Annotated in this window: 12 protein-coding genes and 1 pseudogene; 8 read left to right on the top strand and 5 right to left on the bottom strand. The window is 68.9% G+C overall.

Going from position 1 to position 18,583, the window contains the following annotated elements; genetic code table 11:
* Window positions 1–38 precede the first annotated feature (38 nt).
* A complete protein-coding gene (locus G3I54_RS15535) occupies window positions 39–248 on the bottom strand; it encodes a DUF397 domain-containing protein (protein WP_164615109.1) in 210 nt (69 codons plus the stop codon).
* Window positions 235–1,058: pseudogene (locus G3I54_RS39500) on the bottom strand (helix-turn-helix transcriptional regulator). Before G3I54_RS39500 ends, G3I54_RS15535 begins: the two are co-directional and overlap by 14 nt.
* A 259-nt stretch (window positions 1,059–1,317) precedes the next feature.
* On the opposite strand from G3I54_RS39500, the gene G3I54_RS15525 reads away from it, so the two are divergent.
* The 5 genes from G3I54_RS15525 (at window position 1,318) to pglZ (ending at window position 10,768) form a co-directional block, all read left to right on the top strand.
* Window positions 1,318–1,506, top strand: coding sequence for a hypothetical protein (locus tag G3I54_RS15525; protein WP_239144387.1), 189 nt, complete (start codon window positions 1,318–1,320; stop codon window positions 1,504–1,506).
* Window positions 1,503–1,733 carry a hypothetical protein gene (locus G3I54_RS15520; RefSeq protein WP_164615107.1) on the top strand — a complete coding sequence of 77 codons (231 nt, stop codon included), beginning with the start codon at window positions 1,503–1,505 and terminating at the stop codon, window positions 1,731–1,733. Before G3I54_RS15525 ends, G3I54_RS15520 begins: the two co-directional genes overlap by 4 nt.
* Window positions 1,734–1,935: 202 nt before the next feature.
* Window positions 1,936–3,819 carry a DUF2075 domain-containing protein gene (locus tag G3I54_RS15515; RefSeq protein ID WP_164615105.1) on the top strand — a complete coding sequence of 628 codons (1,884 nt, stop codon included), beginning with the start codon at window positions 1,936–1,938 and terminating at the stop codon, window positions 3,817–3,819.
* Between the two features lie 107 nt (window positions 3,820–3,926).
* A complete protein-coding gene (locus G3I54_RS15510; protein ID WP_164615103.1) occupies window positions 3,927–7,826 on the top strand; it encodes a phage resistance protein in 3,900 nt (1,299 codons plus the stop codon).
* Entirely contained in the window at window positions 7,823–10,768 is a 2,946-nt protein-coding gene (gene pglZ / locus G3I54_RS15505; protein ID WP_164615101.1) for a BREX-2 system phosphatase PglZ, read from the top strand. Before G3I54_RS15510 ends, pglZ begins: the two co-directional genes overlap by 4 nt.
* 170 nt (window positions 10,769–10,938) lie before the next feature.
* On the opposite strand, the gene G3I54_RS15500 is transcribed toward pglZ, so the two are convergent.
* The gene (locus tag G3I54_RS15500; protein ID WP_164615099.1) at window positions 10,939–11,676 is read right to left on the bottom strand and encodes a DUF3800 domain-containing protein; all 738 of its coding nucleotides are present in this window, start codon (window positions 11,674–11,676) and stop codon (window positions 10,939–10,941) included.
* Window positions 11,677–11,774: 98 nt separating this feature from the next.
* Between G3I54_RS15500 and brxD the strand changes: the two genes are divergently transcribed.
* Both brxD and G3I54_RS15490 read left to right on the top strand, forming a co-directional pair.
* On the top strand, window positions 11,775–13,103 hold the full coding sequence (brxD, locus tag G3I54_RS15495) for a BREX system ATP-binding protein BrxD (protein WP_164615097.1): 1,329 nt from the start codon (window positions 11,775–11,777) through the stop codon (window positions 13,101–13,103).
* Entirely contained in the window at window positions 13,103–15,241 is a 2,139-nt protein-coding gene (locus G3I54_RS15490) for a DEAD/DEAH box helicase (protein ID WP_164615095.1), read from the top strand. The genes brxD and G3I54_RS15490 overlap by 1 nt, the downstream gene beginning before the upstream one ends.
* 4 nt (window positions 15,242–15,245) lie before the next feature.
* On the opposite strand, the gene G3I54_RS15485 is transcribed toward G3I54_RS15490, so the two are convergent.
* Entirely contained in the window at window positions 15,246–16,589 is a 1,344-nt protein-coding gene (locus G3I54_RS15485) for a PLP-dependent aminotransferase family protein (protein ID WP_164615093.1), read from the bottom strand.
* Between the two features lie 177 nt (window positions 16,590–16,766).
* Between G3I54_RS15485 and G3I54_RS15480 the strand changes: the two genes are divergently transcribed.
* Window positions 16,767–17,414, top strand: a complete 648-nt coding sequence (locus G3I54_RS15480; protein WP_164615091.1) for a LysE family translocator — start codon at window positions 16,767–16,769, stop codon at window positions 17,412–17,414.
* A gap of 31 nt (window positions 17,415–17,445) precedes the next feature.
* On the opposite strand, the gene G3I54_RS15475 is transcribed toward G3I54_RS15480, so the two are convergent.
* The gene (locus G3I54_RS15475) at window positions 17,446–18,504 is read right to left on the bottom strand and encodes a VWA domain-containing protein (protein ID WP_164615090.1); all 1,059 of its coding nucleotides are present in this window, start codon (window positions 18,502–18,504) and stop codon (window positions 17,446–17,448) included.
* Window positions 18,505–18,583: the final 79 nt, after the last annotated feature.

Below are 18,583 nucleotides of genomic sequence, written 5' to 3'. Positions count from 1 at the left end.
GAACGTGTCAGCGAGGGCCATCTCGTATCAGAGCCAAATCAGGCGCTCAGCTCGTCGTTCCTCACAGCGGACACAAACGATGACCAGCTGCCAGCCGCGAACGTGAGTACAGGGCCGGACGGATTCTTGCTGTCACCCAGTGGGACCACAGCCGTGTAGCCGTCTGCAACCTCAAGGCACTGACCGCCGCCCTGGTTGCTGTAGCTGCTCTTGCGCCAAGTGGCTGCGTTCAGATCAAGGGCTCGCACGTGCTTCCTCCAGGATGCGCAGAATAAACTTCCGCGACTCGGCTGGTGAAAGAGAGCCAGTTCGCGCACCGAATCGTACGCATGTTGCAGCCGCTCAACCGGTACCGATTCCTCGATGAGTTCGCCCCTGTACCCGTTCTCGGCATACGCCACGGTACGCCCATCGGCCAGGCGGAGAACATGACATCGGCGTTGGTGAGGCCATGGGGGCCAGCGCTGAACGGTGCCACCTGCAGTGTCACGTCACCCCGCTCTCCGGCCTCCAGCTGCGTCTCCCACTCTTGCCGGTCCCGCAGTGGGGTCCGCAACACCGCCTCAGACAGGATGGTCCGGAACTGAGGCACGTCTTCGCCGGTGAGCAGCTCTCTCCGCCCCATCCGAGCCTCGACCTGTGCTCCAACGCCTCGCCTCTGAGCCCACCCGAGGCCAGGATCTCCCTCGCGTACCCCGACGTCTGCAACAACCCCGGCAATACGCTCACCGCGAAGTGCCACATGCTCATGCCTCGGCCTCCAGCGCCATGTACCGCCGGTACCGCTCCTTGAACTGGGTCTTGTCGCTGACCGCCAGCTCCCACAGCGCCAGCAGCAACCCAGGCGTCCCGTAATGGGTGTCCAGCGCCTGGACGACCTCCGGGCCGCCGACCGTCTCGCCCTTTTCCATCTTGCCGAACAGCGACCAGTCCCAGCCCAGCCGGTCGCCCAGTTGCCGCAGGCTGTGGCCGCGTGACGTGCGCAGGAGGCGCAACTCCTCCGCGAACTGGGCTCGTGGTTCCCTGCTGCGGCCCGTGACCGCTCGCCTCGTCGTCATCGCGCCCTCCGTGAAACGTGGAACGTGTGGAACTTGCGGATCCGGCCGGGGAAGCTCCCCCGGCTTCGGCAGGACTCCGCCCCTGACCAGGACATTCTTGTAACGCACCTCTCACGCACGGTAGTTGACGACCTGCGGCCGGGGCGCAGGTTCCGCGCAACAACCAGCCGAAACAAGAAGCCCTGGACGCCCGCGACGCCCTCGCCACAGCCCTGTACCGGGCCGGCATCCAGCTTCCCGCGATGGACGTCCGTACCCCGTGTGCCGACACCCTCCGCGAAGACGGCACGCCCTCTCCGTACGCAGCGGCGAGAACGCCGACGGCCACACGCAGCCAACAACGGAGCGGTCCGGCAAAATCCGGTACGCCCTCGTCCACCTCGGCGTGTGCTCCGCGCCCGTGGCCCACGCCCTCGCGATCGCGATCACCAACGGGCTGGCCCGGTGACCGAGGACGGCGTCCCCGGGGTCGGGGTGGCCGTCCACGACAGCGGGAGCGGCCGGGTCGGGCTCGTGGTGGGCCATCGGAGCCCATACGTCCTGCTCCGGCCGCTCGGCGGGGGCAAGCAGTGGGAGGCGAATCCGGGGCACCTACGACCACTCAGCCGGGGCGAGTTCCTGAGCGCGCAGCTCGCCGAGGTCAACGCCCGCAGCCGACAGCCGCACCCCTTCTGACCTGGGCGGCCGCCACCGGTGGCGCGCGCCGGGAGGGGTCCTCCCGGCCTCGCGTTCGAAAAACCTCGCCGCCTGTCATACCCCCGTCCTACGATGAGACGGATCATCTCAGCGGCCCGCCGGGCTTCCGTTCCGTGTCAGCGGACTGAAGAGGACATGCCCCCACCCGCACGAGTCATTTCGTGCTGCCTGGGGCAATTCCTTGCTGTTCCGCGAGTCCGCCGCCGCCCGCAACCTCGAAGGTTCGCTGTCGCTGCATCTGATGGAGAACTTCAAGCACGCGCACGGCCGTAATCCCGGGGACTCCGAGGTGCGGTCCTGGAAGCGCAGCATCCCCGCTCTCACCGGGGCGCTGCTCGACGCGGGGCTCGGCGAGGTCGAGATGCTCATCGAGTACTCCCTGCCCCTGACCAGCAAGCGCGCCGACGTGCTGCTCGCCGGGGTGCACCCGGTCACCGGGGAGCCGTCGTACGTAGTGGTCGAGCTGAAGCAGTGGAGCCAGGCGTACGCGGAGGAGGACGAGCCGCTGCTCTGCCGGATCGACGCCTACCCGCGGCCCGTTCTGCACCCGGTCGAGCAGGTGCGGGGCTACGTCTCGTACCTGCTGTCTTTCAACGGCGCGCTGGAGCGGATCCCGGAGTCCGTCGCCGGGGTGGCCTTCCTGCACAACGCTACGGAGTTCGGCATCAGCTCCCTGCGCCAGGTGCCGGAGGACGTACAGGGACGGATGTACACCGCCGAGCAGCGCGGGGCGTTCCTCGACTTCCTCCGTTCGCGGCTCGCCCCCAAATCCGGGGCGCACTCCGCCGACCTTCTACTCCGGGGGAAGGTGCGCCCTTCCAGGCAGTTGATGGCGGTCGCGGCGGCCGAGGTCCGCGACCGAGAGCAGTTCGTGCTCCTGGACGAGCAGCGGATCGCCTACGAGCTGGTGCTCTCCGCCGTGCGGAAGGCGAAGCGGTCGAACCACAAGCAGGTAGTCGTCGTGACCGGTGGGCCGGGTTCGGGGAAGAGCGTGATCGCCCTGTCGCTCCTCGGCGAGTTGTACCGGCGCGGAGTGACCGCTCTGCACGCGACCGGGTCCGCGTCGTTCACCAAGACCATGCGCAAGGTCGTGGGGGACCGGAAGCCCGAGGTGAAGAAGTTGTTCATGTACTTCAACAGCTTCATGGCCGCCGAGCCCAACGATCTCGACGTCATCATCTGCGACGAGTCCCACCGGCTCCGCAAGACGTCCGCCAACCGCTACACCAAGGCCGAGCTGCGCACCGACCGCCCCCAGGTCGCCGAACTGATCGAGGCCGCCCGCGTACCGGTGTTCCTGCTGGACCAGCACCAGGTTGTGCGCCCCGGCGAGATGGGGACCAAGGAGCAGATCGGGGCGGCCGCCGCCGCGATGGGCCTGGACTGCGTGGTGGTGGAGCTGGACAGCCAGTTCCGCTGCGGGGGCAGCGACGCGTACGTGAAGTGGGTCGCGAGCCTGCTGGGGCTGGAGGGCGACGGCCCCGTCGCGTGGGAGCCGGACGGCAAGGTGGAGCTGCGGACCGCCGAGAGCCCGCAGGAGCTGGAGGACTTCCTGATCGCCAAGCGGGCGGAGAAGTACGGGGCGCGCATGGCGGCCGGGTACTGCTGGAAGTGGACGACGAAGATCACGCCGGAGATGTCCAACCTGCCCACCGACGTCGTCATCGGCGACTGGGCCCGGCCGTGGAACCTGTACGGCGACCGCTCCGTGCTGGGTGCTCCGCCAGCGCCGCTGTGGGCGACCGATCCGGCCGGGTTCGGGCAGGTCGGGTGCGTGTACACCGCGCAGGGCTTCGAGTACGACTGGTCGGGCGTGATCATGGGGCCCGACCTGGTGTGGCGGACCGACCGGTGGGTGGTCGACCGTACGGCGTCGAAGGACCCGGTCTTCACCAAGGCGACCCCGGACGCCGACGTGGCGCGGCTCATCCGCAACACGTACAAGGTGCTGCTGACCCGGGGCATGGTCGGAACGATCATCTACTCCACCGACCCCGAGACCCGGGAGAAGCTGCGCTCCCTCGTGGATCCGGAGGCCGTGGCGAAGAGCGTGGCCCTCGTCTGACCCCCGGGCGGCCCCGGGCCGGCGGGATCATTGGTCCGCTGACGTACCCAAGCCATACGATCGGACGACACCACCTGCCACCAGCCCGCCGGAGAGTGAGACCGCCCATGGCCCAGCAGCCGCCCCTGCTCCGCGATGTCATCGACATCAAGGAGTCCCTGTCGACCTCGGACTTCGTCCTCCGCCTCTCGGAGGCGACGACCCCGGCCGGCGCCGAGGGCGCTCTGCGGGACTACGTGGTCACGGAGCGGCTGCGGGACAACTTCGACGAGGCGCTGGGGCTGATCAAGGCGGCCCTGGACGGGCACACGTCGAAGGCGGCCTATCTGCACGGTTCGTTCGGTTCGGGTAAGTCGCACTTCATGGCGGTGCTGCACGCCCTGCTGAGCGGTAGCCCCGCCGCACGGGCGCGTGCCGATCTCGACCCGGTGCTGTCCAAGCACGAGTGGCTGGGCACCGACGGGAAGCGGTTCCTGCTGGTGCCGTACCACATGCTCGGGGCGAAGGCCCTGGAGCAGCGGGTACTCGGGGGCTATGTCACGCATGTGAAGAAGCTGCATCCGGACGCTCCGACGCCGCAGGTGTACCGGACGGACGCGCTCTTCGACACCATCCGGTCGCTGCGGGAGCGCAACGGGGACCGGTTCATCATCGACGGCCTCGCACCCTCGGAGGCCACCGGTGGTGACGAGGACGACGAGTGGGGCGAGGCGTTCGCCTGGCAGCCGGAGCTGCTGGACACCGCGCTGGCTGCCGAGGAGGTCCACGAGTCGGGTCGTGCGCTGAATCTGGTGAGCCCGTCGACCCCGGCCGAGCTGCGCGCCCGGCTGGTGGAGGACTCCAACGCGCACCTGCTGCCCGGCTTCACGAGGAACGCCGCCGAGGACGAGCACGGGTTCGTGTCGCTGGACGCGGGCCTGTCCGTCATCGCCGAGCACGCGAAGTCCCTCGGTTACGACGGGCTGATCCTGTTCCTGGACGAGCTGATCCTCTGGCTGGCGACGCTGATCCACGACCAGAAGTTCGTGGCGCGCGAGGCCAGTAAGATCACCAACTTCGTGGAGGGCGGCGACGCGCGGCGTGCCGTGCCCGTGGTGTCGTTCATCGCGCGCCAGCGCGACCTGCGCGAGCTGGTGGGCGAGGAGGTGTCGGGGGCCGCCGAGTCGTCCATCCAGGACACGCTGAACCTCGCCTCCGGGCGCTTCGACAAGATCACGTTGGAGGACCGCAACCTTCCTCAGGTGGCGCACGCGCGGTTGCTGACCCCGAAGGACGCAGAGTCGGCGACGCTGGTGAACGCAGAGTTCGAGAAGACCCGCAAGGTCCGCCAAGAGGTGTGGGACACCTTGCTGGGCTCGGACCGAGGAGCCGACGGGGTGGGGGCCGACGAGGAGAGCTTCCGGCTGACGTATCCGTTCTCCCCCGCCTTCATGGACACACTCGTCCACGTCTCCTCCGCCCTCCAGCGCAACCGGACGGGTATGAAGCTGATGGGGCAGCTGCTCGCCGACCACCGGGACGAGCTGCGGCTCGGGGACCTGATCCCGGTGGGCGACCTCTACCCGCTGATCACGGCCGGTGGCGACAAGCCGTTCACCGACAGCCTCAAGGTCGTCTTCGAGGCGGCCGACAAGCTCTACCGCACCAAGTTGCGTCCTTACCTGCTCGGCACGCACAACGTGTCCGAGGAGGATGTCGAGCAGTACACCCACCGGGGCCCGGACAGCATCGCCGACCCGGACCTGAGGGGTCGGGTGAAGATCTTCGTTGGGGACAACCGGATCGTGGGCACCCTGCTGCTGTCAGCGCTCGCGCCCAGCGTGCCCGCGCTCTCCGACCTCACGATCCGTCGGCTGTCCGCCCTGAATTACGGGTCCGTCGTCGCCCCGATCCCGGGCCGCGAGTACGGCATCCTGAAAAACAAGATCGCGGAGTGGGCGGGCCGCTTCCCGGAGATCAAAGAGACCGGCACCGACACCAACCCGGGAGTCCGGCTCGAACTGACCGGTGTGGACGTCGACTCCGTCATCGCCAACGCCAAGGTCAACGACAACCCGGGCAACAGGCAGGCGCTCGCCAAGCGACTCCTTTCCGAGGAACTCGCCATCGAGCACGGACAGTTGACCAACCGGGTGAACTTCGACTGGCGCGGCACGAGCCGCAGCGCGGAAGTCCTCTTCGGCAACCTCGCCGACGAGGAGGAGCTGCCCGACCACGACCTGTCGCCGAACGAGGACGGTCTCTGGAGGATCGTCGTCGACCTCCCGTACGACGAGGGCGAGTACGGGCCCATCGACGACGTCAACCGGGTGCGACGACTCCGGGAGAAGCAGCAGGACGGCGAGCCGTGGCGTACGGTCGCCTGGCTGCCCGCCCACCTCTCCGCCCAGCGGTACACCGACTTCTGCCGCCTCGTCGTCATCGACAAGGCCCTCTCGGACGAGCAGCGCTTCGACACCCAGTACGCCGGCCATCTCAACGCGGACAACCGGGCCCGTGCCAAGGGGTTGCTGGAGACCCAGAGGGAGTCGCTACTCAAAAACGTGAAGGCCGCGTTCAAGCAGGCGTACGGGCTGGCGGAGAAGAAGCCCACCGATGTGGAGCTGGGCTTCTCCGAGCACCTCCAGTCGCTGCGGGACGTCGACGGGCTGGTCTTCTCCGTCGGTCAGTCGATGCGGGACGGGCTGCGGCACGTGGCGGGCAAGTTGCTCGCCGATCAGTTCACCGAGCACCCGGACCTGGACCCGGACCACACCGGCATCCCGTTGAAGGCGGCCGACGCACGCAAGGTCTTCACGCATATCCGGGCGGCGGCGGAGGCCCGTGACCACCGGACCGAGGTGCCGGCCGCGGACCGGAAGCTGCTCCAGCGCATCGCGGGGCCCCTGCGTCTCGGGCAGCAGAAGGAGGCGTACTTCGAGCTGTCGCTCTTCTGGGCCGACCACTTCCGGCAGCTCGCACGGGAGCGTGGGGTGACAGGCGATCTCTCCCTGATCACCCTCACCGACTGGACCGACCTGCCCCAGCCGCGCGGGCTCCCCGACTTCCTCACCCGGCTGATCGTGGCCGCGTTCGCGGAGATGGACGACCGGGTGTGGGTCCGGAGCGGGATGCCGCTCGACCCGGCACCGGAGCTGTCGCAGATCAAGGATCACGACGCGCTGCGCAGCCAGCCTCGGCCCTCCGAGGAGGACTGGGACACGGCTCGTCAGCGGTTCGCCACGATCTTCGGGGAGCCTGCTCCCACGCTGCGGCGCGGTCGCATGGTCAACCAGTTCGCCCGCCAGATCGTCCAGGCGGCGCACGCCCACAAGGACTACGCGAGCAGTCTGGTGGCCAAGCTGGAGGAGCACGCGGTATTCCTCCGGCTCGACAGCACCGACGAGGCCGCGCGGCTGCCCCTCGCCCGGCGGTCCGTCGAGCTGTTGACGTCTCTCGGCGAGAGCGCCGGGCAGGGTGCGGCCGGGGCCAAGAAGACGGTGGACGCGCTGGCCGCCTTCGACCTCGGGCAGGTGAGCGCGGATCGGTTCGGTTCCTCGATCACCCAGGCAAAGGACGTCGCCCGCGCCCTGACCGACACGTCCTGGACCACCCTGGAGCTGGCGGTCAACGAAGGGCCCGAGGGGCAGGCCCTGCTGGACTCCCTGCGCAACGCGGCCGGGAGCGACCAGCGGACCATCGATCTGAAGGACGCTCTCACCCGCACGCAGCGCGAAGTGCTCGCGCTGGTGAAGCGCAACCGGGCCGCGGTCACTCCCCCGCCCCCGGTCCCGCCGGCTACTCCCGGTGCGGACCAGGTGCCGCTGAACACCGGGACCAGTCACCCGCCTGTTCCCACCGACCGGATCGCGGAGCCCGCCCCGGGTGGCTCGCGGAGTCGGCGGTCGGGCGGCGGGCGCACGACTGCGGCACGGGCCGTGGCCGAGCTCCAGGCCGAGATCGCCGATCTGGCGGCCCGTGAACCGGGAGCCGCAGTCGAGATCACCTGGCGGGTCGTCGAGTCATGAGCGTCACGAGCACATCGGCGATTGCCCGGCTGAACGTCGCCACGATCACCCAGTACCTGTCGTCCCAGACGTCGCTGGCCCCGTCCCTCTCCGGCACCGGGCGACGCCGTGCCGTCCTCCTGCGTTCCGCCCCGCAGTGGGACGGTCCGACAGAACCGGTTTGGAGCGAGGGGCGTACCGCCCGCATCTCCACGGCCCCCTCGCCTCTTGCCGTACATGAGCTGCTCCTGGACCATCTCGGTGAACCGCTCGGGGACAGGGCGGAGCCCGCCACTAACGGGGGCTCTACCGGCCCCGCGGTGCTCGTCATCCTGACGGACCGCGAACAGAGCGAACTCGACCCCGCGATCCTCGCCCGCGTCCACAAGAAGCGCATCGACACGCTCGACAGCTGGGACGTCGTCCGTGAGGCTTTCGGCGCCGAGCAGGTCGACACCCGGCTCAGGCATGCCAACTGGGCTGCCGAGGCTCTCCTGGACGCCACCCCACCCGGGGGCTGGCCTCCCCTGGCCGGCGGCGTGCTCTCCCGGCGAAAGGCCCTGTCCGCCCTCGCCCTGCGTCGGCTGCGACTGGGGCGGTACGACACCGAGTCGGATGGACCGATGGATCGGGTCCGGAGAACGGACGACGCTCTGGACATCCACGCACTGCTGGGCTGGTCGCTGAGCCCCAGTGGCCCCGGCCGCCTGCTCGAACTGCGCGGCCCCGAACGCGCGGGGCTGCGGAATTTCCTGAGCGAGGAGGACCAGGCGGGCCTTGCCGGGCAGGCTCTCCTCGCCCTGGTCGAGGCCGAGCACGGCGAGGAAGCGGTGGCGTTCGGGCTGGTCTGCGCCGCGTTGTGGCAACACGCCGTTCCGGACGCCCAGGTCTATCTGGCGCGAGGCCGGGCCGAGCGATGGTTCGGAGAGCAGCCCCTGGCCACAGGAGAACAGCTGGACCACATGGCGTCGGCCTTCGGGCGGGCCTGTGAGGACTACCTGGGCGTCCTGTTGGCCGCCGCAACACGGGCCGGGGGCTCCGAGAGCGAGGAGGCCCGGGAGGCACGTCGCATCGGCGACACCGTCCTGGACCGGGCCGCTTCACTTGTCCGGCAATTCGGAGCAGAATCCGCTGCCCAGGCGAGCCCACTTCTGCCGTCCGGTCTGGAGGCCCGCTTCGCCGCGGTGGGACACATCCTGGAATCGGGGCGGACCGGCGCTCTCGCCGATGCCTTCCGGGACTTGGAGGGGCACCGGCGGGCCGGTGCCCCCGAGGCAAAAACCCGGATTCGGCGGGCCAGGATGGGGGGGCGCCTGACACAGTGGCTCGCCGCTGAACCGGTCACCGCGTGCGACTCCACCGGCGCCGGAATAGAGCGCCACCTCGCGGAGACCGGGTGGGTGGACCAGGCGTTGGAACACATCGAGGCCGGAGGAGACCCGGACCCCGTCCTACGTTCCGCCTACGACAAGCTCGGCGCACGGGTCCGCGAACGCCGCCACGAAATTGACCGGGCCTTCGCGCGGTCGCTGGCCAGGTGGACCGCGGCGGGCACTCACCCCGGCTCCATGCTCACGGTGGAGACCTTCCTGGACCGGGTGGTGAAGCCGATCGTCCGCAGCACCGACGGCCGACGCGTCCTGCTCCTCGTCCTGGACGGAATGAGTGCTGCGATCGCCACTGAACTCGGCCAGGAGCTGCGCTCCACGTGGGCCGAGTTCGATCCGGTCAAGGACGGCGAACCTCACCGGCGGGCCATGGCTGCGGCTCTGCCGACCCTGACCGCTGTCTCCCGCACCTCTCTCTTCGCAGGCCGCCTGATGAAGGGAGCGCAGGCCGACGAGAAGAGGCTCTTCCCTCAGCAGAAGCTGTGGGGCGGGGCCCCGGCAGCCGTGTTCCACAAGGACGACCTGCGTACGTCGAGCGCCGGGGAGGTATTCGGCCCCGCCCTCGGCGAAGCTCTCGCCGACGGGCGCACCCATGTGGCTGTCGTCCTGAACGCCATCGACGACCGGCTCGCCAAGGAGCAGAAGCTCGGTGACGGGACCTGGCGAACCTCGGACATCCCGGGCCTGGTCGACTTGCTGCGGGTGGCGGCGGCCCAGGGCATGGCCGTGCTCATCACCAGCGATCACGGGCACGTCGTGGACCGGCGTGGCACGAAGGTCGATTCGAGTGTCCCGGAGTCGGCCCGCCACCGCCTGCCTGGCGGGACGCTGTCAGCCGCTGAGATCCCGCTCAGCGGTCCTCGGGTCGTCTGGCCCGATCCCGGTGGCTCGATCGTCGCTCTGTGGGATGCGGATTCCCGCTATACGGCTCTCAAAGCCGGCTACCACGGCGGGGCGTCCCTCGCAGAGTTCACCATCCCGGTGCTGGCCTTCCTGCCCTTCGGAGCGACACCCCCGAAGGAATGGCGTGAGCTGGGTGACCAGCGGCCCTCATGGTGGTTCCTGGACGAGCGAGCCCCGTCTCCCGTGCCGCCGCCATCTCCGGATATCACGCCTCCTCCGAAGAAGCCCGTTCGGCAGGCGCCGTCCAAGACCCAGGCCGAGCTGGCACGCACACACGACTCGCTGTTCGATGTCGTTCTGGTCCCGGCCGAGGAGGCAGGGGAGGCTTTGGTCACGACGGAGCTGCGTACGCAGACCGAGAGCCTGGTCCACCGGCTGTTCGGGGCGGCCGCCTTCCAGGATCAGGTCGAGCTGCTGGCCCGTAAACCACGCGAGCGCGAGCTGGAAAAGTTTCGGCAGGCCGTTCAGGCACTCATCGACGCGGGCGGCACGCTCCCCGTGACGGCCCTGGCCCAACGTGTGGAGTTCCCGGTCACCCGCGCGGACGGCTTCGCCGCCGTCCTGCGTCAGCTGCTCAATTACGACGGCGTGCAGGTCCTGGAGACACTGCCGGACGGCCGGACCCTACGACTGCACCAAGGGCTCTTGCGAGAGCAATTCGAACTGGGCTGAGCGGGGCGCTTCGGGACTGTGCACAGGCAGTCGTACGGGCGCGCCATCGTGCTAGCCTCGGCCCCAGGGACGTCTCCAGAAACTGACGCCCGGTTCGCCTCAGGCCCCGCGGAAGCGGGGCCTTTGTGCTGATCGGGGCACGATCGGCACAGCCAGCTCGGCCGGAAGCGTCAGCAGGTGTGCTGATCGGGCACCCAGCAATGGCTGTGGGCGACACGTGGAGCCACATGTGTCCAGAGCATCTCGTTGGCCCTGCGCGCCCGTGGGTCGCTGTCCTGTCCGCTGACCAGCCGACGGTGCAGATACGCGATCAGGTCCGCCGCCTGCAGCAGCCGACTCGCTTTCGAGGGTGCGAAGTGGATGGTGTCCACGAGACAGGGCAGGTTGTCGCTCACGCTGCCGCCGGCGGCATCCTGCTGGTAGTCACGGAAATGCCGTCGGTGGTCGTCCGCCCCGTCGATCTCGTCGGCGATCACCAAGGCCAGCTCATCCCGCACCTGCACGTGTTCGCAGATCTCTTCCAGCAGCTGCCGCAGAACTACTTCGTGCGGCGAGGGACAGGCTCCAGGACCGAAATGGTTACTGCGGTGTGGCCGCAGGTCGAGCCCCCGCACGATGACCCGTACGTCATGAGCTCCGATCACCTTCATGGCGTCCGCGTAGACACCGATGCGGGCCCGCACCATGTTGTGACCCTTGTTACCCATCCGCGTCCAGTCGTCCCTGGCCTGCACCAGCGCGTGGCCGTGCAGCTCAGCGTGACGGTCGACGGGGTAGCGGTCCGCTGCCTTGGCCACGACGGAGTCGAGTGCACGATGAAGTGGACGTAGATGCTTCTCCGCCACGACGAGAGCGACCATCCAGTAGTGGTCCCGGTCGTATGACTCATCGACATAGGTCAGCAACACAATGTGAGTCTTTCACACCGGTACCAGCCGTAAAGGAGGGCAGCAGCCCCCACGGCACAGCCCCGGCTCCCAGTCATGCCGGGTGAGAGACTGAGCCGGTGAGCTCAGCGAAACCGAATCCTCCCACCTCTGCCGCCCGTCGTCGCACCGTGATCGATGCGCTGCGGCGCGGGGCCGTACCCGACAGCGGACTCGACCTGCTGGCAACGGGCCTGGACCGCTTCGCTTCCGCACTCGACGGCGAGCTGGACGCGGTCGCCTCGGGCGGGGCCGTGTTCAAGGCAGTGCGCGGCGAGTACGGATCGGGCAAGACGTTCTTCACGAGGTGGCTGGGAGAGCGGGCCAAGCGGCTTGGCTTCGCGGTCGCCGAGATCCAGGTCTCGGAGACGGAAACGCCTCTGCACAAGCTTGAGACTGTCTACCGGCGGCTCACTGAACGGCTGGCTACGGCAAGTTTTCCGCCGAGTGCGCTTCGGCCCATCGTGGACGCCTGGTTCTACGCGCTGGAGGAGGACGCCCTTGCGGCCGGCGCAAGCGAGGATGAGCTGGCCCGTGAAGTCGAGGCATTGCTGACCACCCGGCTGGCCGAGGTCTCGCGGCACGCACCGTCGTTCGCGACCGCTCTGCGCGGTTACCGCTCGGCGCTCGCCGAGGGAGATGAAGCGACAGCGGCAGCCGTACTCGCCTGGCTCGGCGGCCAACCACATGTCGCTGCGGCTGCTCGGCGGTCAGCCGGGGTCCGAGGCGACCTCGACCACTTCGGTGCGCTCGGCTTTCTCCAAGGGCTGCTGACCGTGTTGCGCGACTCCGGGCATCGTGGGCTGTTCGTCGTACTTGACGAGGTGGAGACGCTCCAGCGGGTACGGTCCGATGCGCGGGACAAAGCTCTGAACGCGCTGCGACAGCTCATCGACGAGATCCACTCAGGCCGCTTCCCCGGCCTCTACCTTGTGATCACGGGTACGCCCGCCTTCTACGACGGACAGCAGGGCGTGCAGCGCCTGGCCCCGCTCGCCCAACGGCTTGCCACCGATTTCACCACCGACCCACGCTTCGACAACCCCCGCGCGGTGCAATTGCGGCTGCCCGGTTTCACCCAGGATTCGCTGGTGAATCTGGGCGTGACCATCCGTGACCTCTATGCTGCGGGCGCCTCAGCCCCCGAACGCGTCGTGTCCGTCGTCGATGACGCCTATGTCGCCGAACTTGCCCACGCGGTCGGCGGTGCGCTCGGCGGCAAGGTGGGAGTGGCACCGCGCCTTTTCCTGAAGAAGCTGGTAGGGGACGTCTTGGACCGGGTCGACCAATTCGACGACTTCGACCCTCGGCAGCACTACCGGCTGACCGTCAGCAGCAACGAACTGACCGACGTGGAACGGAACTCCGCGGCCACCCGCTCGGCGGACGACATCGAACTGGACGTGTAGTGGCGCAGCCGCCGGCATCCGAGGACCCCGTAGACCGCCTGGACCCGGTCGTCCTGCACCATGTGGTGAACACTCTGGGCTGGCCGGACCTACGCCCCCTCCAGCGGGCGGCGATCCGCCCGCTGATGGACGGAGAGGATGCCGTTCTCCTCGCCCCCACCGCGGGCGGGAAGACGGAAGCGGCTTGTCTGCCGATCCTGTCCGCCATGTCGGAGCAGCGATGGTCCGGCACGTCCGTGCTGTATCTGTGTCCGCTCAAGGCACTGCTCAACAACCTTGTAACGCGTGTGGACGGCTACGCCCAGTGGCTGGGACGCCGTGCCGCACTGTGGCACGGGGACACGAGGGGGTCGCAGCGACAGCGCATCCGTGCCGACCGGCCGGACATCCTGCTCACCACCCCTGAATCGCTGGAGGCCATGCTCATTGGTGTGAAGACCGATCACGCGCACCTTCTGGGAACAGTGCGAGCGGTCGTCGTGGACGAGGTTCACTCCTTCGCGGGGGACGATCGCGGCTGGCATCTGCTCGCGGTGCTGGAACGTCTGGAACGTGTCACCGGGCGCCCGGTCCAGAGGATCGGGCTGTCGGCGACCGTCGGCAACCCTGAGCAGCTACTCACCTGGCTTCAAGGGTCGGGGGCGGGGAAGCGGCCGGCCCGCGTGATTTCGCCCACCCCTTCCACGAGCGGGCCAGCGCCGATGGGCGAGGTCGAGCTGGACTACGTCGGTTCGCTGGAGAACGCTGCCAAGCTCATTGCCGCGCTGCACCGCGGTGAAAAGCGGCTTGTCTTCTGTGACTCCCGACGACAGGTCGAGCAGTTGGGCGCCGCCCTGCGTGAGCGGGAAGTGACCGTGTTCCTGTCGCATGCCTCACTCTCGGCGGAGGAAAGAGCTCGATCGGAGCAAGCCTTCGCCGAGGCCCGGGACTGCGTCATCGTGTCCACGTCGACGCTGGAACTGGGCATCGATGTAGGTGATCTGGACCGCGTCATCCAGATCGACTCGCCCAGCAGTGTCGCCTCGTTCCTCCAGCGCATCGGGCGTACGGGCAGACGCCCGGGTAGCACGCGCAACTGTCTCTTTCTCGCCACCCGGAAGGACACCCTGCTTCAAGCAGCCGCACTGCTCCTCCTGTGGGGGGAGGGGTGGGTGGAGCCGGTGACCCCGCCGCCCGAGCCTCGCCATCTGGTCGCCCAGCAGTTGCTCGCGGTCACGCTCCAGCAGCAGCGGGTCGGTGACCAGTTGTGGCCGATCCAATGGAACGGTCTGGCGCCTTTCGACGCCTCGGCAAAGCCGATCCTGCGCCACCTGGTGGCACAAGGCTTCCTGGACGAGGACGACGGGCTTCTCTTCATCGGCCCCGAGGCGGAACGGCGCTTCGGGCGCCGTCACTTCATCGAGCTCACCGCCTCCTTCACCGCTCCCCCCCAATTCACCGTTCTGGCCGGCCGCACCGAGATCGGGCAGATGGACCCCTCGGTCCTGACCGAAGAACGCCCTGGACCCCGGCGACTTCTGCTCGGTGGCCGCAGCTGGCAGGTGACGTTCATCGACTGGGCCCGAAAACGAGCCTTCGTCGAACCAGCAGACGGCGGCGGGGTCGCCAAGTGGAGCAGTGGCTCGGTCCTAGGTCTCTCCTACGCCCTCACCCGTGCGATGCGCACCGTGCTCCTCGGGGCCGACCCTCCTGTCTCCCTCACTCGACGGGCCGAGGTTTGCCTTGCCGGCTGGCGGGAGGACGAGGCACCTGAACTGGTACACCCGACCAGGTCCCTGGTCAGCCGTCATGGTGCGGACGTCCGTTGGTGGACCTGGGCCGGCTACCGCGCGAACGCGACATTGGCGGCGACACTGCCGGCCATCGCCGATCCCGTCCAACGCCCCACGGACTGCTACGTGCGCCTGCGTGAAGACCTGACGCCCCACAGGTGGCAAGAGAGTCACCAAGCAGCGAGCGACAGCCCTGCCCTCGTTCTCCCAGATGTCGATCGCCGCGCCGTGCACGGTCTCAAATTCTCTGCTGCCCTGCCCGAACGGCTCGCGGTGGCCACGGTCGCTGCTCGACTCGCCGACTTCGAGGGAGCCCGCGCAGCTCTCGGTGAAGCCGTGCAGTTCCACCACGGCTTCGCCTCATGAGCTCTCAGTCCCCCGCCAGCTCGTCCGGCGCGGACCGGGCGAGGTCGGCGAGGGTGGCGAGGGCCCGGGAGAGCACCTCCCGGGTGGGGGAGGCCAGGCCGAGGCGGATCGCGTGCGGGCCGCGGTGGCGGCCGGCGGAGAACGCGGCGGCCGGGGTCACCGCGATGGAGTGCCGCGCGGCGGCGGCGACGAAGGTGTCGGCGCGCCAGGGGGCGGGCAGCTCCCACCAGCGGTAGTAGGACGACGGGTCGCTGCGGGTGCGGAAGTCGCCGAGGTGTCGGTGCGCGATCTCCTGCCGCACCTCGGCCTCTCGCCGTTTGGCCCGTACGAGGGTGTCGACGGTGCCGTCCTGCTGCCACCGCACCATCGCCTCCAGGGGGAACCGCATGGGCGCCCATCCTCCGGAGCGCAGGGCCCCCGCGACCCGGCCCGCCGACGCGGCGGGGGCCACGGCGAAGCCGAGCGACAGTCCTGGGGACAGGCGTTTGGAGAGGCTGTCGACGAGGACGGTGTGCTCGGGGGCCCGCGCGGCGAGGGGCGGCAGGTCGTCCCGGAGGAAGGCCCAGACGGCGTCCTCGATCGCATGGATGCCCGATGACAGCAGCACGTCGGCCAGGCGGTCGAGCCGTCGCGCGGGCATGGTGACGGACAGCGGGTTGTGCAGGACAGGTTGTACGTAGACGGCGTGCAGCGGATCGGCGCGGTGCGCTTCCTCCACCGCTTCCGGGATCAGTCCGTCCTCGTCCATGGCCAGCGGCACGAGGGTGACGCCGAGCCGGGCGGCGATGGCCTTCAGCACCGGGTAGGTGAACTCCTCGACGCCCAGCCGGGCGCCGGGCCGGGTCAGTGCGGCGACGGCGGCGGAGACGGCCTGGCGGCCGTTCCCGGCGAACAGGATCCGTTCCGGGTCGGGCCGTCCGCCGCCCCGTGCGAGGAGTGCGGCGGCGGCCTCGCGGGCGGCGGAGGTGCCGGTCGGCCCGACCGGGCGGAGCACCGACTCCAGTTGGTCGGAGCGCACCAGCTTCTCCAGGCCGGCGGCGAGCAGCCCGGCCTGTTCGGGCACGACGGGGTGGTTGAGCTCCAGGTCGACCCGGCTGTCGGCGGGCTCGGACAGGGCGGGTGCGGGGTCGGGCGCGCCGGGCGCGTCCGTGACGAAGGTGCCGCGTCCGACCTGGCCGACGGTGAGACCGCGGCGGGCCAGCTCCTGGTAGACGCGGACGGCGGTGGAGTTGGCGATGGCGTACCGCCGGGCGAACTCCCGCTGCGGAGGCAGGCGTTCCCCGGCCTTGAGCCGGCCGGCCGCGATCTCCGCCGCCACGAGGTCGGCGACGGACCGGAAGTCCTTCACGGGCTCCCCCTCCCCTGGTGCGTGGAACGGCATCGAAGCACAGCATTGCACCGAGTGCAATGTTCACTATTGAACCGACCAGAATGGCGAACCTAGACTCGGATTGCACCGAGCAGCGCGGTCGGTGCACAGAGCGCCGGGTTGTCCGGCTCCGGGTGAACAGAGCGGCGGGCAAGCATGGTTGAGCTGAGCGGAGTGCTGGGCGTCGCGTTGGTCGCCCTGGGCATGGTGCTCACCCCGGGCCCGAACATGATCTATCTCGTCTCCCGGAGCATCACCCAGGGACGCCGTGCGGGAGTGGTGTCGCTCGGCGGTGTGGCCGTGGGCTTCCTGGTCTATCTGCTGGCCACGAACCTCGGTCTGTCGGTGGTCTTCCTCGCGGTGCCCGAGCTGTACGTGGCCGTGAAGCTGGCCGGCGCCGGCTATCTGGCCTACCTGGCCTGGACCGCCCTGAGGCCCGGCGGTATCTCCGTCTTCGCGCCCAAGGAGCTGCCGCACGACTCCTCGCGCAAGCTGTTCACGATGGGGCTGATGACGAATCTGCTCAACCCCAAGATCGCCATCATGTATCTCTCCCTCATCCCGCAGTTCATCAGCCTGGAGGCGGGAAACGTCCTGCTCCAGGGCTTTCTGCTGGGCTCCGTCCAGATCGCGGTGGCCCTCACCGTCAATCTGGGCATCGTCCTGGCGGCGGGAGCCATCGCCGTCTTTCTCGCCCGCCGCCCCTCCTGGCTCCGCGCCCAGCGCTATCTGATGGGCACCGCCCTGGGCCTGCTGGCCGTCTCGGTGGCCATGGACTCATCGGCTCCGGCGACCTCGGGCTGAGCCACCGGGCGGGTGGGCGAAAGGCGGGGCCTCAGAGCATGATGAGCAGGCGTGTGTCGGCCTTGAGCTTCCTGTTCACCGAGCGGCTCTGCACGTACACCTCCAGCTTGGGGTTGTTGCCGGCCTTCACCGAGACGGTCCCGCGGACACCGGCGCCGAACAGGAGGTTGCGCGCGGCCTCGCCCGTGTAGGCGCGGTCGGTGTCCTTCTCGACGACGATGACCTCCTTGTCGGGCTGCACCTGGACTCGCGTACCCAACTGGTAGTAGCAGGAGCCTCGTTCGTAGGTGACGCCCGGGTGCGAGTCGACGAAGGCGCGGATCTCCATCTCCTTGTCGACCTTCAGCAGGCGGTACTTGTCGGCCGCGACCGGTTCGAGGGTGGCCCGCACATCGTCGACCGATATGTCCTGGCCGACGGCGAACAGGTTCTTCGTGCCGCGCACGCCCTGCTCGCGGCCCCTCAGGAAGCTGGTGGCGGCGGCGCGCACGGTGCCGATCGCGTCCTCGACGCCCTTCTGGGAGTCCGCGTCCCAGATGGCGATGTTGCCGGCCGGGAAGCCGTAGTTCTGGGCGGTGCGCTTCGCCAGGGAGTTGGGGACGAGGATCGCGGAGGTCCAGTGCCCCGGGAGTCCGTTCATCTTCGTGGTGATCCGGTCGAGCCAGGGGCCGAGGATGCTCATGTCGCCGTCGTGCCGCCGGTCGCCGCCGGAGGCGTTCTCCTCGCCGTCCGTCACGACGATCTGGAGGAAGCTGTGCTCGCCGTACTCCTCCCAGATGTGCCCCAGGTCGTCCAGGGACTTCAGCGAGGCCTCGATGAGGGCGGTGGCGCCGTTGTTGACCTTGTACAGCCCGCGCATGGACGGAAGATGCTTCACGTCCATGTCCCAGACCAGGTTCTCCACCCGGTGGTCGAAGGAGTAGAGGCTGATCCGGGTCTCGTGGCCGAGGCTGTCCGACTCGGCCTTCAGACCCGCCACGAACTCGTCCACGACGCGGATCAGCTGCCCCTGGTGCTGGTACATCGAACCGGAGGCGTCCACGACCAGAGCGACGTGATTCACCTTGTGCTGGATCCTGTTGGCGGACATGGCTGTTGCCCCTTCTCCGGTGTTCCCCGACTCCCCCGGTGCGTTCCCCGAGCGATGTCTTCGACTGTAGGGGGAGGCA

This window comes from Streptomyces sp. SID14515, assembly GCF_010548505.1.
Classification (GTDB): Bacteria; Actinomycetota; Actinomycetes; order Streptomycetales; family Streptomycetaceae; genus Streptomyces; species Streptomyces caviscabies.
This window is presented reverse-complemented; position numbering and strand designations above follow the sequence as displayed.

Excerpts from the sequence above, each read along its gene's own strand:
- G3I54_RS15510 (WP_164615103.1), top strand. The coding sequence starts at position 3,927 with ATGGCCCAGCAGCCGCCCCTGCTCCGCGATGTCATCGACATCAAGGAG.
- pglZ (WP_164615101.1), top strand. The coding sequence starts at position 7,823 with ATGAGCGTCACGAGCACATCGGCGATTGCCCGGCTGAACGTCGCCACG.
- G3I54_RS15480 (WP_164615091.1), top strand. The coding sequence starts at position 16,767 with ATGGTTGAGCTGAGCGGAGTGCTGGGCGTCGCGTTGGTCGCCCTGGGC.
- G3I54_RS15475 (WP_164615090.1), bottom strand. The coding sequence starts at position 18,504 with ATGTCCGCCAACAGGATCCAGCACAAGGTGAATCACGTCGCTCTGGTC.